This is a genomic window from Clostridium cylindrosporum DSM 605 (assembly GCF_001047375.1).
GTDB lineage: Bacteria > Bacillota > Clostridia > Clostridiales > Caloramatoraceae > Clostridium_AB > Clostridium_AB cylindrosporum.
In genome coordinates this window covers 87,054-101,251 of the sequence record NZ_LFVU01000027.1, presented here as the reverse complement: position 1 = coordinate 101,251, position 14,198 = coordinate 87,054, and the positions used below count along the sequence as shown (strand labels likewise).

The window sequence follows — 14,198 nt, the reverse complement described above, 5'->3', positions numbered from 1 at the left end:
TAATTTAAATTAACCCTCTGCTTGCAGAGGGTTAATTTAAATAAGTACTATTCCGCCTTATCTTCCTTTGGCATTGTAATACCTTGTACATGTACATTAACACACGATACAGAAAGTCCTGACATAGTTTCAACCGACTTCTTTACGTTTTGTTGTACCTTAGACGCTACATCTAGTATTTTTACTCCGTACTCTATAACTAAGTGTATATCTATAGTAGTATCTTCTTCACTAACTTGCACTTTCACGCCTTTACTCGCGCTTTTCACTCCAAACTTCTCAGCAAAATCTTTACCGCCAAGTGACGCTACACCTTTAATTTCTGTAGCAGCTATAGAAGCAATAACAGTGATTACGTCAGAAGCTATTCTAACTGACCCTACTTCTTCAGTAACATTTATGTTCTCATCCATTATATACACCTCCTAGATTAGGAATCGGATATTTTAAAGATATTATAACAGAAAAACATTGAATTTACAAAGTTTAATATAGTATATACTAAATTCTATATTTCTATTAATAATATTAAAAATTTTACGCCTAGATAACACTAGGCGTAAAATTTTATGTAGATCTATTGATTTTGCTTTATTATTATTCCACTTGGAGCTACTCCACTTGATCTAACAGCAATATCTTTAATTTGGTTAACTTTTTCACTTGTTAATTTTTCACTACTTTTAACACTGATTTCTACTCCATTATCATCTATTATGCAAAGAGCTTCTTCAAATCCTTTTTCTTTAACCATAGTCTCAATCTTACTTTCTTTTTCCCCTTTTTCAATTAATCCCATAAGTTTTTGACTTGCTTTTTCCTTTGATTCTTTAGTAGCATTTTTATTGTTTACAATACTTTCAAGCTCTTGTTTCATTGTTGTTCTTTGATTTTCTCTAGCCATTCTTCCCTCTGAATAAAAGCTTTTACTTGAACTTGCTACCTTTTTGTTTAATGTCTCAGTTACCTCAGTACCTTGCTTTAAAACCATATCCGTATCCTTAAAAGAATCATTGAACTTCTTTGCAAAGAAGCTTGCACATCCTATTAGACCTATTAACACTGCAATTATAACTGTTTGTTTTCTGAAATTTGGCATTTAAAACCCACCTTCCTTTTTAATTAATAAATTATATGTAAAGTATTTCTTATATATGCTTAACTTTTTTTCATAGGAGAAACCACCACCTTATTAGCTGGAAGATTTAACAATGTCTTAACAGCATTTGTAACCTCTTCCTTAATACTTGAATTAACAGCGCCCTCTGCAACTATCATAACTCCACCAATGCTTGGTCTTATTTCTTTAACAATAAGAGCCTTATTACCCGAAGAGTCACCTGCGGTTACAACAGTACTAGTTTTACTACTCTCTGTTATGGTTCTTGTTCCACCTTCTTTATCTTTTTCATCTGTTTTTTTATTTGTATCAGTACTATTTACTGCAGGTATACTTTCACTACTTCCTTGAAAGTAAATCATTACATCTACTTTTCCTACACCTTGAATTTGAATTAGGGAATCAGCTAAATCTCTTTTAAGCTTTTCCTCATAGTCCTTAGCACCTGGAAAACTTTGAGAATTAGATGAAACCTCAACTTCAGCGTCATCTTCTTTTTGTACAGTTTCCTTAGGTAGCTTTTCAGCATTTGATTTATCCTTTTTAAAGTTAAAAAGACTACCTGTTACATCACCTATAATTAATAAAAGAACCCCTATAAGAAATGCTACTGCTATGTTTGTAAGAAACTTTTTAGGGTCCTTAAACCACTTTTCTAAAATTTCCTTAAACTTCATTTGATACTCCTCACTTTATCATCTGATAAACAGAATTCTTGAATCAGGAGTTTTAACTACCACTGATTCTTAGAAGTCATTATCCAGGAGCTTAGTGCTACTTATCCCTAACTTTTAGTGGCTAGGGTTAGCGACAGTTAGCTATCGGATAAATTTAACCTCTGCACCTTTAACATTAAAGCTATCCTCTAAAACCTTTAAAACGTCCTTCTCCCTTGGAACTTCATCTTTAGGTTTAGAATCATCACCTATTTGAACTTTATTTACAGTTACTACCTCCCCTTGTGAGGATTTTTTAACCTCAACCCATTTTATACCCTTAAAATCAAGTTCATTTTTATCGTTTTTTAGCTCTATAGATGTAACTATATAATCTTTACCTGTTTTCGACTTTATTTCTTTAGAAATATTTTCTTTTAAGCTTGTTTTAAAGGCCTCTCTAGTTTTTGTTTTAAATTCCTCATGTGCCTTTTTAGTATCTACCTTACTGTATGATGAAATAGCCTCTGAATATGAAGATATTTTTTCATTTAAACTAAAATCACCTACAAGTATTTTAAATAATGGAGACAAAACTGCAACCATAACTAAAAGTCCTGTTGCAAGCTTCACATACTTTTTTATATTTCCCTCTGGGAGTATAAGCTCTACTATTGTAATAATAATTACAGTAGCAACTACTGAGGTTATCCATCCTTTTAAAGCATCCATCATTTTAATCACCCTACCGTCATTATTAATCTACCTGTTGAGGTTATTATTGTTATCATTATAAAAAACATAATGGCAGTGCAAAGTACACTTGAAAATATCACTGTAAATGAACTTCCAACACTTGATAAGCAATTTATTATCTTTTTATCTACTACAGGTTCCATAACAGCACCTACAAACTTATATATTAAAGAAATCATTATTATTTTTAGTAACGGGAATATACATATCCATATCATAATTAAAAGACCTAATATACTTATTGCATCCTTTAAAACTAATGAATATCCTACAACAGTTGTTATTGCATCTGATAGTGATTTACCAACTAGTGGTATAAAGTTATCAACAAAAAACTTTGTTGTTTTAAGAGTAACCTGATCAATTGTAGCTGCAGTATTACTTCTTATAGTTATTAAGGTTATAAATATAGTCATTATAAAACCTAAAGCCCATAAGCTTATTTGTTTTATCAAAGATGCTAGTCTCATAACCTTTGGTTCATCACTTAAACTATTAACTATATTTAAAACAACCACAAAAGTTGTACAAGGTATAATAAAATTCTTAATAACAGAACTACTAACACTTAAAATTAAAATTGTTATAGGGTCTAGTGTCGCAGCTGATATTACCTGACCTGTTGTTGCTATTAGCATAATCAATGGTGGAATTAATATACTTGCAAACTCTGTCATCTGATCTATTGTGCCCTTTGCAAGATTAATTACAATAGTAAAACTTTTAACTATTATAATGACTATTGTACAAAAACAAGCATAGTGTGCAATTTTACTAATCCCACTATTATTAAATGCATTTTGAATATTTTGAAGAATGGCACTTAATATACCAAGGACTAATAATTCTACTAGTAACCTTGAGTTAGCAACCACTTCTTTTAAGATAAATTTACCTAAAGAAGCTAGTACATCTTTAAATGTAACTCCTATAGATCCTGTTTCTTTATACTTTTCGACTATCTCTCCTACGTTAAAACTTGGTATGTAATTTTCTTTCTGCTGAAGCTTATTTGAAAACTCTTCTATTTGTTTTAAATCAACACCTGTTCCTTCCATTGCAAATGCTACAGTGTTTAATTGAAACATAATAAAGCATCCAAATATTAAGCTTATAAGTACCTTTTTAATCATCTTTACCACCCTATGGCATTATTTTCATCACCAAATCCATTACCGCCATTAATATTGGTATTGCAAGTGAAATAATTATAATTTTTCCTGCAAACTCTATTTTGCTTGCTATAGAAGATTGCCCTGCATCTTTACATATCTCTACCCCAAATGATGCAAGATATGCTACACCAATTATCTTTAATACTATATTAAGATAGGTAATGTCTATATTGACTTTTAATGCTATTTCTTGAATAGCTTGTACTACTACAGTTAACCTAGTTATCATAAATAAGAATATAACAATTCCTGCTGCTAGACTAAGCTGAAGAGCAATTTCTGGCTTTTGATCCTTTAAGAATACTACTATCACTGTAGCTATAAGTCCTATTACAACTATTTGAGCTATCTCCATTTAATCACCTTCTAAAATTGGAACATAGACTTTATGCTTGAAAAAAGTTGAGTTATAAGTCCTAAAACCAGTAATAGAACTGTTAAAAGACCTGCAACGGTTAGCATAGATCCTTGTTCTCTTTTTCCCATACTGTCTAGAAGTCTATCTAGAACCGCTACCACAACCCCAATTGTTGCTATTTTAAATATTAGAGTTACATCCATCCAATCACCTCTTTTAAACTAGTATTATAACTACAAGTAGTCCACTACATACTCCTAAATATTTATATAACTTTTCGTTTTTAGTCATAGACTCCTCTGCTCTTTTTTCAAATCCCTCTAACTTTTTCATAGTTATATTAAAATTTGCTTTCTGCCCTTCTAAATCACTACTTTCTAAGGATTTAACGAATGATGCTAGTGTGTCTATTTCATCTTTTTCTAGCCTTAACTTACCCTTAAATTCCATCATGGTACTTTGGAACCCCTCTAGGATACCCTCTATTTCTTTTTTATAAAGCTTTTCTGAAAAAACTCTAAAAAATTCATTAATAGGTGCTCTACTTCTTTCTGCTACATACTCCATAGCTTGAATCAAAGGAGATGCTGAGTAAATTATTTCGGACTCAAGCATATTTAGGGAATATTGTAATTCCCTTATTTGTTTTAATCTCTCTGAAAACATCCTAGAATAATAAAAACCTACAAGAGTCGTAGACATAATAACAAGTATACTCCCAATAACTTTTAACAAACTATCACTCCTTCTTTAGTTTTTTGAAATAAACTTATTTAAGAGATTTATACTTTTGTTAGGTTAATTATTTCTTCAATTGTTCCTGGACCTTTTTTTCTACTTAGTATAACTACTTTTTCAAAGGCATCCTTTTCTAGTAAACTTCTAATTCCTATTCTTTTATTAATTTCACATATACTTTTTCCATGTACAGTTGCTATAATTTTAACTCCAGAATTTATTGCATCTTCTATAGCTACTGCATCCTCAAGACTCCCAATTTCGTCAACTGCAATAATCTCCGGAGACATAGACCTTAATAGCATAGTCATGCCTTGAACCTTTGGACATCCATCTAATACATCACTGCGAATGCCTACATCTCTTTGAGGAATTCCCATAAAGCATCCTGCTATTTCAGATCTTTCGTCAACTATACCTACTTTGTATCCTTTTAAAGATAAATCTCTATTTCCATCACTTAAATTTCTAACTATATCTCTTAACAAAGTTGTTTTGCCACATCCAGGTGGTGACACTATTAATGTATGTTTTATGTCTCCTTGATATAACCTGTTAAGTAAATTTAAAGAGCAATTTTTAACTTCTCTTGCTACTCTTATATTCATACCTGAAAGATTTTTCATTGTTTTTATTTTCTTATTTTCAGTTACAACTCTCCCAACCATTCCAACTCTATGTCCACCTTTTAAAGTAATAAATCCTTGCTTTAAATCTTCTTCAATTGCATATACAGAAAAGTTACTCATTAACTGCAAAGTTTTTTCTATATCACTTCTGCTAATCAAGAAATCTCCTAATACTATTCGAGATATCTTTCCATCTCTCATTACACAACGATCCTCTCCACTTATACTTATCATAAGTGGTCTATTTATTCTAAGTCTTATTTCTTCGATCTTTGAAATATCATTATTATGTAACTTTCTAAGCACAGATGATATATTTTCCGGTAAAGCTGAAAATATATCTCTATCAATCATTTCAATGATTTTTTCATCATATTCAGTTTGCAATATGTAACCCTCCCCTCTTGATATAATATTTATTACGTAAATCTTTATTTTATGATTAAATTAAAAAAGAGTATCTAAAAAATTTTAGATACTCTTTCATACTTATCTATTTAATTACTCTTCTGTCTCTTCGCAACTACAGTCGCATCCTCCGCATGAAGATTCAAATGATATTGGCTCATCACAATTAGGACAAATTATTTCATCTTCATCTTCAAACATTCCTTCATCAAGGAAAATCTGATCTCCACAATTTGGACATTCAATCTCTACATATCCATCTTCATCATGGCATCCACAATCACACTCATGGTCCTCATCTTCGAATAGAACCTCTTCAATTTCTAATACTGCTTCATCAATTGATTCAACATATGAATCTAATTCTTCATATAATTCATTTATTTCTCCAATTTCTTGAGTCATCTCTTCAAGCATATCTACTATTGCTAGAAGAACCTTTCCTTCCTTTGTGCTTTCTGAAATATCAAGTCCATCACACAGTCCCTTTAAGTATGCTGCTTTTTTCATTAGATTTTCCATAACTTTCCTCCTTATTAAAAAAATATTGACCTTACGGTCAATATTTATTATTACCTAAGCACGTGACATATAGTCACCTGTTCTAGTATCAATTCTTATTTTGTCTCCTTGGTTAATGAATATAGGAACATTAAATGTAGCTCCTGTTTCAACCTTAGCTGGTTTAGTTACATTTGTTGCAGTATCTCCCTTAACACCTGGCTCTGTTTCAACAACTTCTAGTTCAACAAAGTTAGGAGCTTCAACTGAGAATGCTTCACCTTTAAAGAACTTAATAATAGCGAATTCATTTTCCTTAATATACTTTATAGAATCTTCAACCTTTGCAAAGTCAAGTGGAACTTGATCATATGATGCCATATCCATAAAGTAGTATAATTCTCCATCATTATATAGGTATTGCATCTCTTTTCTTTCGATTACTGCTTCTGGGAATTTTTCAGTTGGGTTAAAAGTTTTTTCAAGTACTGCCCCAGTTTTAACGTTTCTTGTTTTTGTTCTAACGAAAGCAGCTCCCTTTCCTGGTTTTACGTGCATAAAGTCAATTATTGTAAGTACTTGTCCATCATACTCAAAAGTACTACCTTTTCTAAAATCTCCTGCTGTAATCATGAATGTTATCCCTCCATATAGTAATTATTAACATATTCTTATAAAAATATACGTTTAAAGTAAAAATATATATTATAATTCAATCAATGACTTTGGCGACTTTGAAAGAACCCTACAACCATCTTGAGTTATAACCAAAAGGTCTTCTATTCTAACCCCACCAGTACCTTCAATATAAATTCCAGGCTCATCGGTTATAACCATTCCAGGCTCTAAAGTATGTGTTCCCTTTGGACTAACTCTTGGAGATTCATGAATTTCACGCCCAACTCCATGACCAAGTCCATGGCCAAACTTTTCTCCATAACCGCCTTTTATAATTATGTCTCTTGCAACTTTATCAAGCTCAGAGCATTTTACTCCTGGCTTTGCACACTTAAGTGCCTCCTCATTTGCTTTAAGAACCAAATTATATATTTTCTTTTGCTCCTCTGTAGCTTTGCCTACTACAACAGTTCTAGTCATATCAGAGCAATATCCTTTATATACACATCCAAAATCAAGAGTTACAAAATCCCCATTTCTTATTAGCTTATCTGTTGCCACTCCATGTGGAAGTGAGGATCTTTCTCCTGATGCAACAATAGTCGGAAATGAAAGGCTAGATGCTCCTAACTTTTTCATATATAATTCAAGCTCAATTGCTACATCAAGCTCTGAAATCCCTTCTTTTATAAAGGATAAAATATATTCAAAAGCTTTATCAGCTATATTAGCAGCTTTAGAAATTAATTCTATTTCACTTTCATCCTTTATTATTCTTAAATTTTCTATTAATGATTCTAGTTTTACGATTTCTACATTAGTAAAATTTTCCCTATAGCCTTCATATTTTTTAAGAGTTACATAACCTTCCTCTATTCCTAGAATAGCTATATTGTTCTTAATTAAAATATCCTTGATACATGATTCAACGCTATGTTTATACTCTAAGACTTCATAATCTTTAACCTCTTCTCTAGCCTGCTGAGTAAATCTAGAGTCTGTTATAAAGTAAGCCTTTGAATCTGTAATTAATATATAACTTTCGTCACCTGTAAATCCTGAAAGATAATTTCTGTTATAATCATTAGAAATTAATGCTGCGTCAATACTTGATTCTATTAGTTTCTTTCTAAAGTTTTCAAGTCTTTTAGCTATCATCTACTAATTTCCTCCTAAATTAACTAAAGCCTTAATACCTAGTATATAGCTTTCAAATCCAAATCCACTTATTTGACCACTACATGCAGGTGCAGTTACAGAAGTTTTTCTAAACTCTTCTCTACTATGTATATTACTTAGGTGTACCTCAACTATAGGTACTATTATAGATTTTAAAGCATCATGTATTGCTATGCTATAGTGTGTATAAGCCCCTGGGTTAATAACTATTCCATCAACTTTTCCATAGGACTCTTGTATGAAATTAATAATCTCTCCTTCAATATTACTTTGAAGAATATTCACATTAACATTTAACTTTTTAGATTCACTTTTAATGTAGGTACAAAGATCATCATATGTTCCTGTACCATATATACCTTTTTCTCTTATTCCAAGAAAATTAAGGTTTGGTCCATTTATAACTAATATATTCATATTTATCACTTCCAAAAAAGTATTAAAACTATACTTATAGCACTTAGTATTTTAACAAATTTAATATAATAATGCAAACAGTTATAGATTCTCCTAAGGTCTATATGACTTTATTTCATCTATAATATCATCTACAACTTTGTCTATATGCGAAAGATTTTTTATATGTATGTGACAGGCACCTTTATATAATTCATATCTTTCATTATATAAGTTTATAAGAGCATCCTTATTATTCTTTAAAAGTGGCCTTGAATCAGTGTCTATATCTTCATATATATTATCAACAGGTCTATCAATAAAAACCACTAGAAAATTTTCCCTAAGGACAGAAACATTTTTAGTATTTTTAACTATTCCTCCACCTGTTGAAACTATAATTGACCCATTAAGTGAAGCTACTTCTCTTAATGCCCTTGATTCAGAGTTTCTAAAATTATCCTCACCCTTGCTGAATAATTCATCTATGCTCTTACCTTCCATTTTAGTTATGTAATCATCTAAATCTATAAGGCTTATACTAAGCTTACTCTCAAGTAGTTTTCCTATTGTACTTTTCCCGCAACCTGGCATCCCTATAAGTGCAACTTTATCCATAATACCCTTCAACCTCCAAAAACCTACTTATTTAACCCTAACCCTTAGGTTAAATTACCATTTTTTTTAGTATCTAAGTTTTCATGGGAATTGTCAACATTATTTTCTTCTGATTCTATATCTATAGTATAATGATGATTTAACTTATGGGAGTAGGACCCAACATTACTTATAGACTCTACTCCTATAGTTATACTTTCATCAGAACTCTTAACTCTAATTGTAACCTTTGTATATTCACTTCCCTCAAAATATTCACTTAATTCAATATTATCATTAATAAGATTAATATAGTATCCCTTTGCTACAATCTCCTCTTTAGACACCTTTATTCCATGCTTCAACCCTATATCTGCAAGATATTCTGCTTTTTGTTTACCTAAATAATTATTAGTTAATCCATGGGAAGATGTTATGCTTTGAACTACCTGTACACTTATAAACATAAGTGATAAAAATATAGGAAGTAGATATATGGTGATAAAACCTTTTTTCACCTTACTCACCTCTTTTAACTATTGTGCTTAAGGTTTCATATTCTCCAATAGTGTTAATTCTATAAAGGTTACTCCCTATATCCTCAACAGATACCTTCATTATATCAGGAGAAATTTGCTGAGATGCACTTCCATACCTTAATATACTTCTCTCTACAAACAATCTATCTCCATCTATTAAAATACTACTTCCATTTAATCTAATTGTTGAAGAATTTTTAACCTTATCTACTATAAACTCTTGAGCAATTCTAAGATTTGTATTTATTATCCCTTGATTTTCAGAACTTGAAAGTAGATTACCTGATATCTTATAAAAATTCAAACTTCCTATAACAACAATACTAATTATAAATAAAGATGAAATAGCCTCGATTAGTGTAAATCCTCTTTTTTTACCTTTAAACATTATTTTGCCACCACCATACTTATATCTTTAAACTTATTTTCACTTGATACAATTTTTATTTTTATCATTTGTATGCCTTCTTTGTAAACATTTTCTGTGTATAATATAAAATCTTTCTCACCTTTAGTTCTCTCTCCATTTTCAATAAAGCAATACAAATCTGAAATCTTACCTATATTAATTCCTGAATCTAGAGCTATTAACTTATCTGCTCTATATAAACTACTAACTCCTCTTACTATATCCAGTGCCTTTCCTTTTTCCCTAGTGTTTTCTAGTATTTTAACTCCTGTTAAACTTAGCTTTGAAACAGATACTATTAAAACTATTGTTATAACACTAGAAACAAGAGCTTCTATGTAAACCATTCCTTTTTTCATTTAATTAACCCTCATTATTCTTGTATATCCTATTGTTAATGTTACGCTTGCTTCTTTTTTGCTATTTACATCTCTTACCTTTAATGTTGTTGCTCTATGATTTAATGTACCATCGGACTTAAAAACAACATTTTTGTTATAAAGATCATTATTATTAGTAATAATCACAAAACCACTTGGCAATTTATAATCCTGTTGCTTTTTATCATTTAAATAAAATTCCAAAGATTTATATCCTCCATTATCTAAATTTAGAAATCTTATATATACACTTGCATTATTAGCTATTGCTAAACTCTTTCCATACTTTAGCTTACCTACTACTTGCTTTGTAACACTATCTAAACTGCTAGTCTTACCCTTAATAACAAAAGGAAATATAAGTGTAAATATAATCGTTATTATAAATAAAGAGGAGATTACCTCTATATAGGTAATCCCCCTTTTATACATTTTTTTATTAATATAGCCCATAATAACTTAAAAACGCTTTTACTATCCCTTCACCGTATAATAGTGCTATTAATCCCCCAATAGATATATATGGAGCAAAGGGAATAGCGTCCTTTCTTGATTTTTTCCCAAAAACAAGTAAAATTGATGCACCTATTCCACCTAAAACTATAGATAAAAATATCATAAGAATAGATGATGATAGTCCAAGGAATAATCCACACAAAAATGCTACTTCAGCATCTCCCCAGCCCATACCATTTGTTAAAAGTATAATTATAGCAATTATTCCTCCAGCAGCTACTCCTCCTAAAATATAGGTTAACATTTCACCACTAGATATATATTTATATACTATAAATACTACTCCTGCTATGATACCTACAAGGCTAACCCTCTCGTATATATAACCAGTATTAATGTCGATAACTGATGTAATAATTAATACTGAAACTAATACTAAATACAAGAAAAGTTCAACACTAAACCCAAAGTATAAGTAAATAATAGTAAACAATATACCTGTTAATAATTCAATTAGTGGATACTGAATAGATACCTTCTCACTGCAATTTCTACATTTGCCCCTAAGGATTAAATAACTAATTATAGGTATTAAATCATACTTTTTTATATTACTTTTACACTTTGGACAATTGGAAGGTGGAAACACAATTGATTCCTCACTTGGTATTCTAAAAATGCATAGATTAAAAAAGCTCCCGAGAATGCTTCCTATAATAAATACAAAAACTCCGTAGATACCCTCCATTTTTATTCCCCCTAAACTTAATAAAACTCTGTTTCTTTCTTAATTATATAGTTAAAAAGATTATTTAAATTATACGCACTTAGCTCTTGACCTTGAATTTCTATTTCCTTATTATCCTTTAAAACTACTAAGTTACTAGGCCATGATGAAAGATATTTCCTTGTACCACTAGTTAGCTTTAATCTAATAGACTCCAGGTCTTCTGCTTTTATTATTTTATTATCTATCATTTCAGAATTGTACATCTCTACTGCACTTTCAATTATTTTTGCTTCAATCAGATACTTTCTTTCCTTAGATTTTGTAATTTGACCTATTGTAACTGGAATTGCTACACTAGATAGAATAAGTATAATAGATACTACAATAATCATCTCAATTAAAGTAAAACCTTTTTTCATCATAACACTCACCCTATATCTCTCCATATATTTGGAAAAGAGGAAGCATAACTGCAGCTAGTAAAAATCCTACCACAACTGATAAGCTAATGATTAATGTAGGTTCAAATATCTTAGTTAACTTTTTAATACTAAACTCTATTTCCTTCTCATAAAATACCCCTATTTTATCAAGGACATAGTCTAGATTTCCTGACTCCTCTCCAGTTTCAATAATATTATAAAAAAATTCAGGGAAAACTGGACTATCTTTAATAGATAAGTATAGACTTTTCCCTGATTCTACAGAGATTCTTATATTTTTAATATAAATTTTATAAAAATCTCCAAGTAAAAATTCACACATTCTAAGGGCCTCTATTATAGGAACCCCACTTGCAAATAACATTGAAAGCGACCTTGCAAATCTTGCTGCTACAAATTTCTTATATATTAAATTAAGAAATGGTAGTCTAATTAACATTCCTCTTACTAATATATTTCTTTTAATATATAGAATAAGTATTGTAATACTACTAGAAATTATAATACTGCACACTAGAAACTTGTTTTTAAGTATTAAGTCTAATTCAATCAATATTTTTGTAGGCAAAGGTAGGCTTCCAAGATTTAAATCCTCTATCATAGTAGAAATCATAGGAAGCATAGTAGTTGCCATAGCAATAGAGGCTATAAAAGTAACTACTAAAATAAATATTGGATATGCCATTGCCTGTTTTATTGTCTGTTTTATCTTGTACTCCTTATAATAATAATCAGATAACCTTGAAAATACGCTATCAAGATTCCCACTATTTTCTCCAAGCATCACCATATTAGTAAAAGCCTCAGGAAAGTATTTAGAATTTTCCATAGAGGTATACAGTTTTTCACCTGATATAATTTCTTTTACAACTAAGCTAAGTGCTCTAGATGTACTTTTATTATTCTTTTGTGATTCTAGCATTTGAAATGCATTTACAATATTTATACCTGAAGATAACATAACCGAAAGCTGTCTACACATTAAATACATGTGCTTTAACCCTATACGTTTTTTTATTATAAGGTTTATTTTAAGCACCTCCTATAGGTTAATCAGCCTCATAACAATATCTCTATCAACTGCATATGTCATAGCTTCTTCTAAAGAAATTACTCCTTGTCTGCAAAGTTCAACTAGAGACATATCCATAGTTTTCATCCCCATTTTACTGCTAGTTTGAACAACTGAATCTATTTGATATGTTTTTCCTTCTCTTATAAGATTTCTTATTGCTGGATTAGCAGTCATTATTTCAAGAGCACATGCTCTCCCTTTACCATCTGCTCTTTTAATTAGCTGTTGTGATATAACTCCCTCAAGTACTGCTGCAAGCTGTACCTTTATTTGTTGTTGTTGGTGTGGTGGAAATACATCTACTATTCTATTTACTGTTTTTGATGCTCCTATAGTGTGAAGTGTTGCAAGTACCAAATGCCCTGTTTCAGCTGCAGTTATTGCTATTGAAATTGTATCAAGATCTCTCATCTCACCTATTAGAATAACATCCGGATCCTCTCTTAGCGCACTTCTTAAGGCATTTTTGTAGCTTTTAGTATCATAGCCTACTTCTCTTTGATTTATAATACTTTTTTTATGCTTATGCAAATATTCTATAGGATCTTCAAGAGTTATTACATGACAGTTTCTTGTTGTATTAATCTCATTAATCATAGCTGCAAGAGTAGTTGATTTACCACTTCCAGTAGGCCCTGTTACAAGTACTAGACCCCTTGTTTTTTTGATAAGCTCACCAAGTATTGGGGGCATATCTAAACTTTCAAGGGTCGGCACCTGTAGTGGAACAGCTCTTAAGGCCATAGCGTCACTACCTCTTTGCTTAAAAACATTAACTCTAAATCTTCCTATTCCTTTTTCTGCATATGATGTATCCATTTCACCAATTTCCTCATATGCTTTATATCCTTCATCGCCAAGTATCGCTTGTACGTATCTTTTTGTATCCTCCGGCATAAGTTTCTCATCCCCAATTGGAGTTAAATTCCCATTTACTCTAAGCATTGGTGGAACCCCTACAGTAATATGTAAATCAGAGGCTCCTCTTTCTCCACACTCTTTTAACAAATCCTTTAAGTTAATCACATTTCATCC

At 30.8% G+C, this 14,198-nt stretch carries 22 protein-coding genes; all 22 read right to left on the bottom strand.

Annotation, left to right across the window (positions count from 1 at the left end; all coding sequences use genetic code 11):
- Positions 1 to 47: 47 nt before the first annotated feature.
- Positions 48 to 413 carry an Asp23/Gls24 family envelope stress response protein gene (locus tag CLCY_RS08945; protein ID WP_048570790.1) on the bottom strand — a complete coding sequence of 122 codons (366 nt, stop codon included), beginning with the start codon at positions 411 to 413 and terminating at the stop codon, positions 48 to 50.
- Between the two features lie 164 nt (positions 414 to 577).
- Positions 578 to 1,099, bottom strand: a complete 522-nt coding sequence (locus tag CLCY_RS08940; RefSeq protein ID WP_048570789.1) for a SpoIIIAH-like family protein — start codon at positions 1,097 to 1,099, stop codon at positions 578 to 580.
- Positions 1,100 to 1,158: 59 nt separating this feature from the next.
- Entirely contained in the window at positions 1,159 to 1,797 is a 639-nt protein-coding gene (spoIIIAG, locus tag CLCY_RS08935) for a stage III sporulation protein AG (protein WP_048570788.1), read from the bottom strand.
- Positions 1,798 to 1,938: 141 nt separating this feature from the next.
- On the bottom strand, positions 1,939 to 2,511 hold the full coding sequence (gene spoIIIAF, locus CLCY_RS08930) for a stage III sporulation protein AF (RefSeq protein ID WP_048570787.1): 573 nt from the start codon (positions 2,509 to 2,511) through the stop codon (positions 1,939 to 1,941).
- 5 nt (positions 2,512 to 2,516) lie between these two features.
- Entirely contained in the window at positions 2,517 to 3,665 is a 1,149-nt protein-coding gene (spoIIIAE, locus tag CLCY_RS08925; RefSeq protein ID WP_048570786.1) for a stage III sporulation protein AE, read from the bottom strand.
- A gap of 10 nt (positions 3,666 to 3,675) precedes the next feature.
- Positions 3,676 to 4,062: a stage III sporulation protein AD gene (gene spoIIIAD / locus CLCY_RS08920; protein ID WP_048570785.1), complete on the bottom strand. Its 387-nt coding sequence runs from the start codon at positions 4,060 to 4,062 to the stop codon at positions 3,676 to 3,678.
- Between the two features lie 11 nt (positions 4,063 to 4,073).
- The gene (gene spoIIIAC / locus CLCY_RS08915) at positions 4,074 to 4,268 is read right to left on the bottom strand and encodes a stage III sporulation protein AC (protein ID WP_048570784.1); all 195 of its coding nucleotides are present in this window, start codon (positions 4,266 to 4,268) and stop codon (positions 4,074 to 4,076) included.
- Between the two features lie 13 nt (positions 4,269 to 4,281).
- Positions 4,282 to 4,800: a stage III sporulation protein SpoIIIAB gene (gene spoIIIAB, locus CLCY_RS08910; RefSeq protein ID WP_048570783.1), complete on the bottom strand. Its 519-nt coding sequence runs from the start codon at positions 4,798 to 4,800 to the stop codon at positions 4,282 to 4,284.
- 47 nt (positions 4,801 to 4,847) lie between these two features.
- A complete protein-coding gene (spoIIIAA, locus tag CLCY_RS08905; protein ID WP_242844964.1) occupies positions 4,848 to 5,819 on the bottom strand; it encodes a stage III sporulation protein AA in 972 nt (323 codons plus the stop codon).
- A 114-nt stretch (positions 5,820 to 5,933) separates the two neighbouring features.
- Entirely contained in the window at positions 5,934 to 6,362 is a 429-nt protein-coding gene (locus CLCY_RS08900; RefSeq protein ID WP_048570782.1) for a CD1247 N-terminal domain-containing protein, read from the bottom strand.
- A 54-nt stretch (positions 6,363 to 6,416) separates the two neighbouring features.
- Entirely contained in the window at positions 6,417 to 6,974 is a 558-nt protein-coding gene (gene efp, locus CLCY_RS08895; RefSeq protein ID WP_048570781.1) for an elongation factor P, read from the bottom strand.
- Between the two features lie 72 nt (positions 6,975 to 7,046).
- Positions 7,047 to 8,117, bottom strand: a complete 1,071-nt coding sequence (locus CLCY_RS08890; protein ID WP_048570780.1) for a M24 family metallopeptidase — start codon at positions 8,115 to 8,117, stop codon at positions 7,047 to 7,049.
- A gap of 3 nt (positions 8,118 to 8,120) precedes the next feature.
- Positions 8,121 to 8,555, bottom strand: a complete 435-nt coding sequence (gene aroQ, locus CLCY_RS08885; protein ID WP_048570779.1) for a type II 3-dehydroquinate dehydratase — start codon at positions 8,553 to 8,555, stop codon at positions 8,121 to 8,123.
- A 93-nt stretch (positions 8,556 to 8,648) separates the two neighbouring features.
- Positions 8,649 to 9,152, bottom strand: a complete 504-nt coding sequence (locus CLCY_RS08880; protein ID WP_242844963.1) for a shikimate kinase — start codon at positions 9,150 to 9,152, stop codon at positions 8,649 to 8,651.
- Between the two features lie 44 nt (positions 9,153 to 9,196).
- Positions 9,197 to 9,649 carry a hypothetical protein gene (locus CLCY_RS08875; RefSeq protein ID WP_048570778.1) on the bottom strand — a complete coding sequence of 151 codons (453 nt, stop codon included), beginning with the start codon at positions 9,647 to 9,649 and terminating at the stop codon, positions 9,197 to 9,199.
- A gap of 1 nt (position 9,650) precedes the next feature.
- On the bottom strand, positions 9,651 to 10,058 hold the full coding sequence (locus CLCY_RS08870) for a PilW family protein (protein ID WP_048570777.1): 408 nt from the start codon (positions 10,056 to 10,058) through the stop codon (positions 9,651 to 9,653).
- Positions 10,058 to 10,438, bottom strand: coding sequence for a hypothetical protein (locus CLCY_RS08865; protein WP_048570776.1), 381 nt, complete (start codon positions 10,436 to 10,438; stop codon positions 10,058 to 10,060). Before CLCY_RS08865 ends, CLCY_RS08870 begins: the two co-directional genes overlap by 1 nt.
- Positions 10,439 to 10,663, bottom strand: a complete 225-nt coding sequence (locus CLCY_RS13785) for a hypothetical protein (RefSeq protein ID WP_161797121.1) — start codon at positions 10,661 to 10,663, stop codon at positions 10,439 to 10,441. It lies immediately after the preceding gene.
- A gap of 235 nt (positions 10,664 to 10,898) precedes the next feature.
- A complete protein-coding gene (locus CLCY_RS08855) occupies positions 10,899 to 11,663 on the bottom strand; it encodes a prepilin peptidase (protein WP_048570774.1) in 765 nt (254 codons plus the stop codon).
- 17 nt (positions 11,664 to 11,680) lie between these two features.
- Complete coding sequence (locus tag CLCY_RS08850) at positions 11,681 to 12,067, bottom strand: prepilin-type N-terminal cleavage/methylation domain-containing protein (RefSeq protein WP_161797120.1); 387 nt, start codon at positions 12,065 to 12,067, stop codon at positions 11,681 to 11,683.
- A 10-nt stretch (positions 12,068 to 12,077) separates the two neighbouring features.
- Positions 12,078 to 13,079 carry a type II secretion system F family protein gene (locus tag CLCY_RS08845; protein ID WP_048570772.1) on the bottom strand — a complete coding sequence of 334 codons (1,002 nt, stop codon included), beginning with the start codon at positions 13,077 to 13,079 and terminating at the stop codon, positions 12,078 to 12,080.
- Positions 13,080 to 13,130: 51 nt separating this feature from the next.
- Entirely contained in the window at positions 13,131 to 14,189 is a 1,059-nt protein-coding gene (locus tag CLCY_RS08840; protein ID WP_048570771.1) for a type IV pilus twitching motility protein PilT, read from the bottom strand.
- Between the last annotated feature and the right edge of the window lie 9 nt (positions 14,190 to 14,198).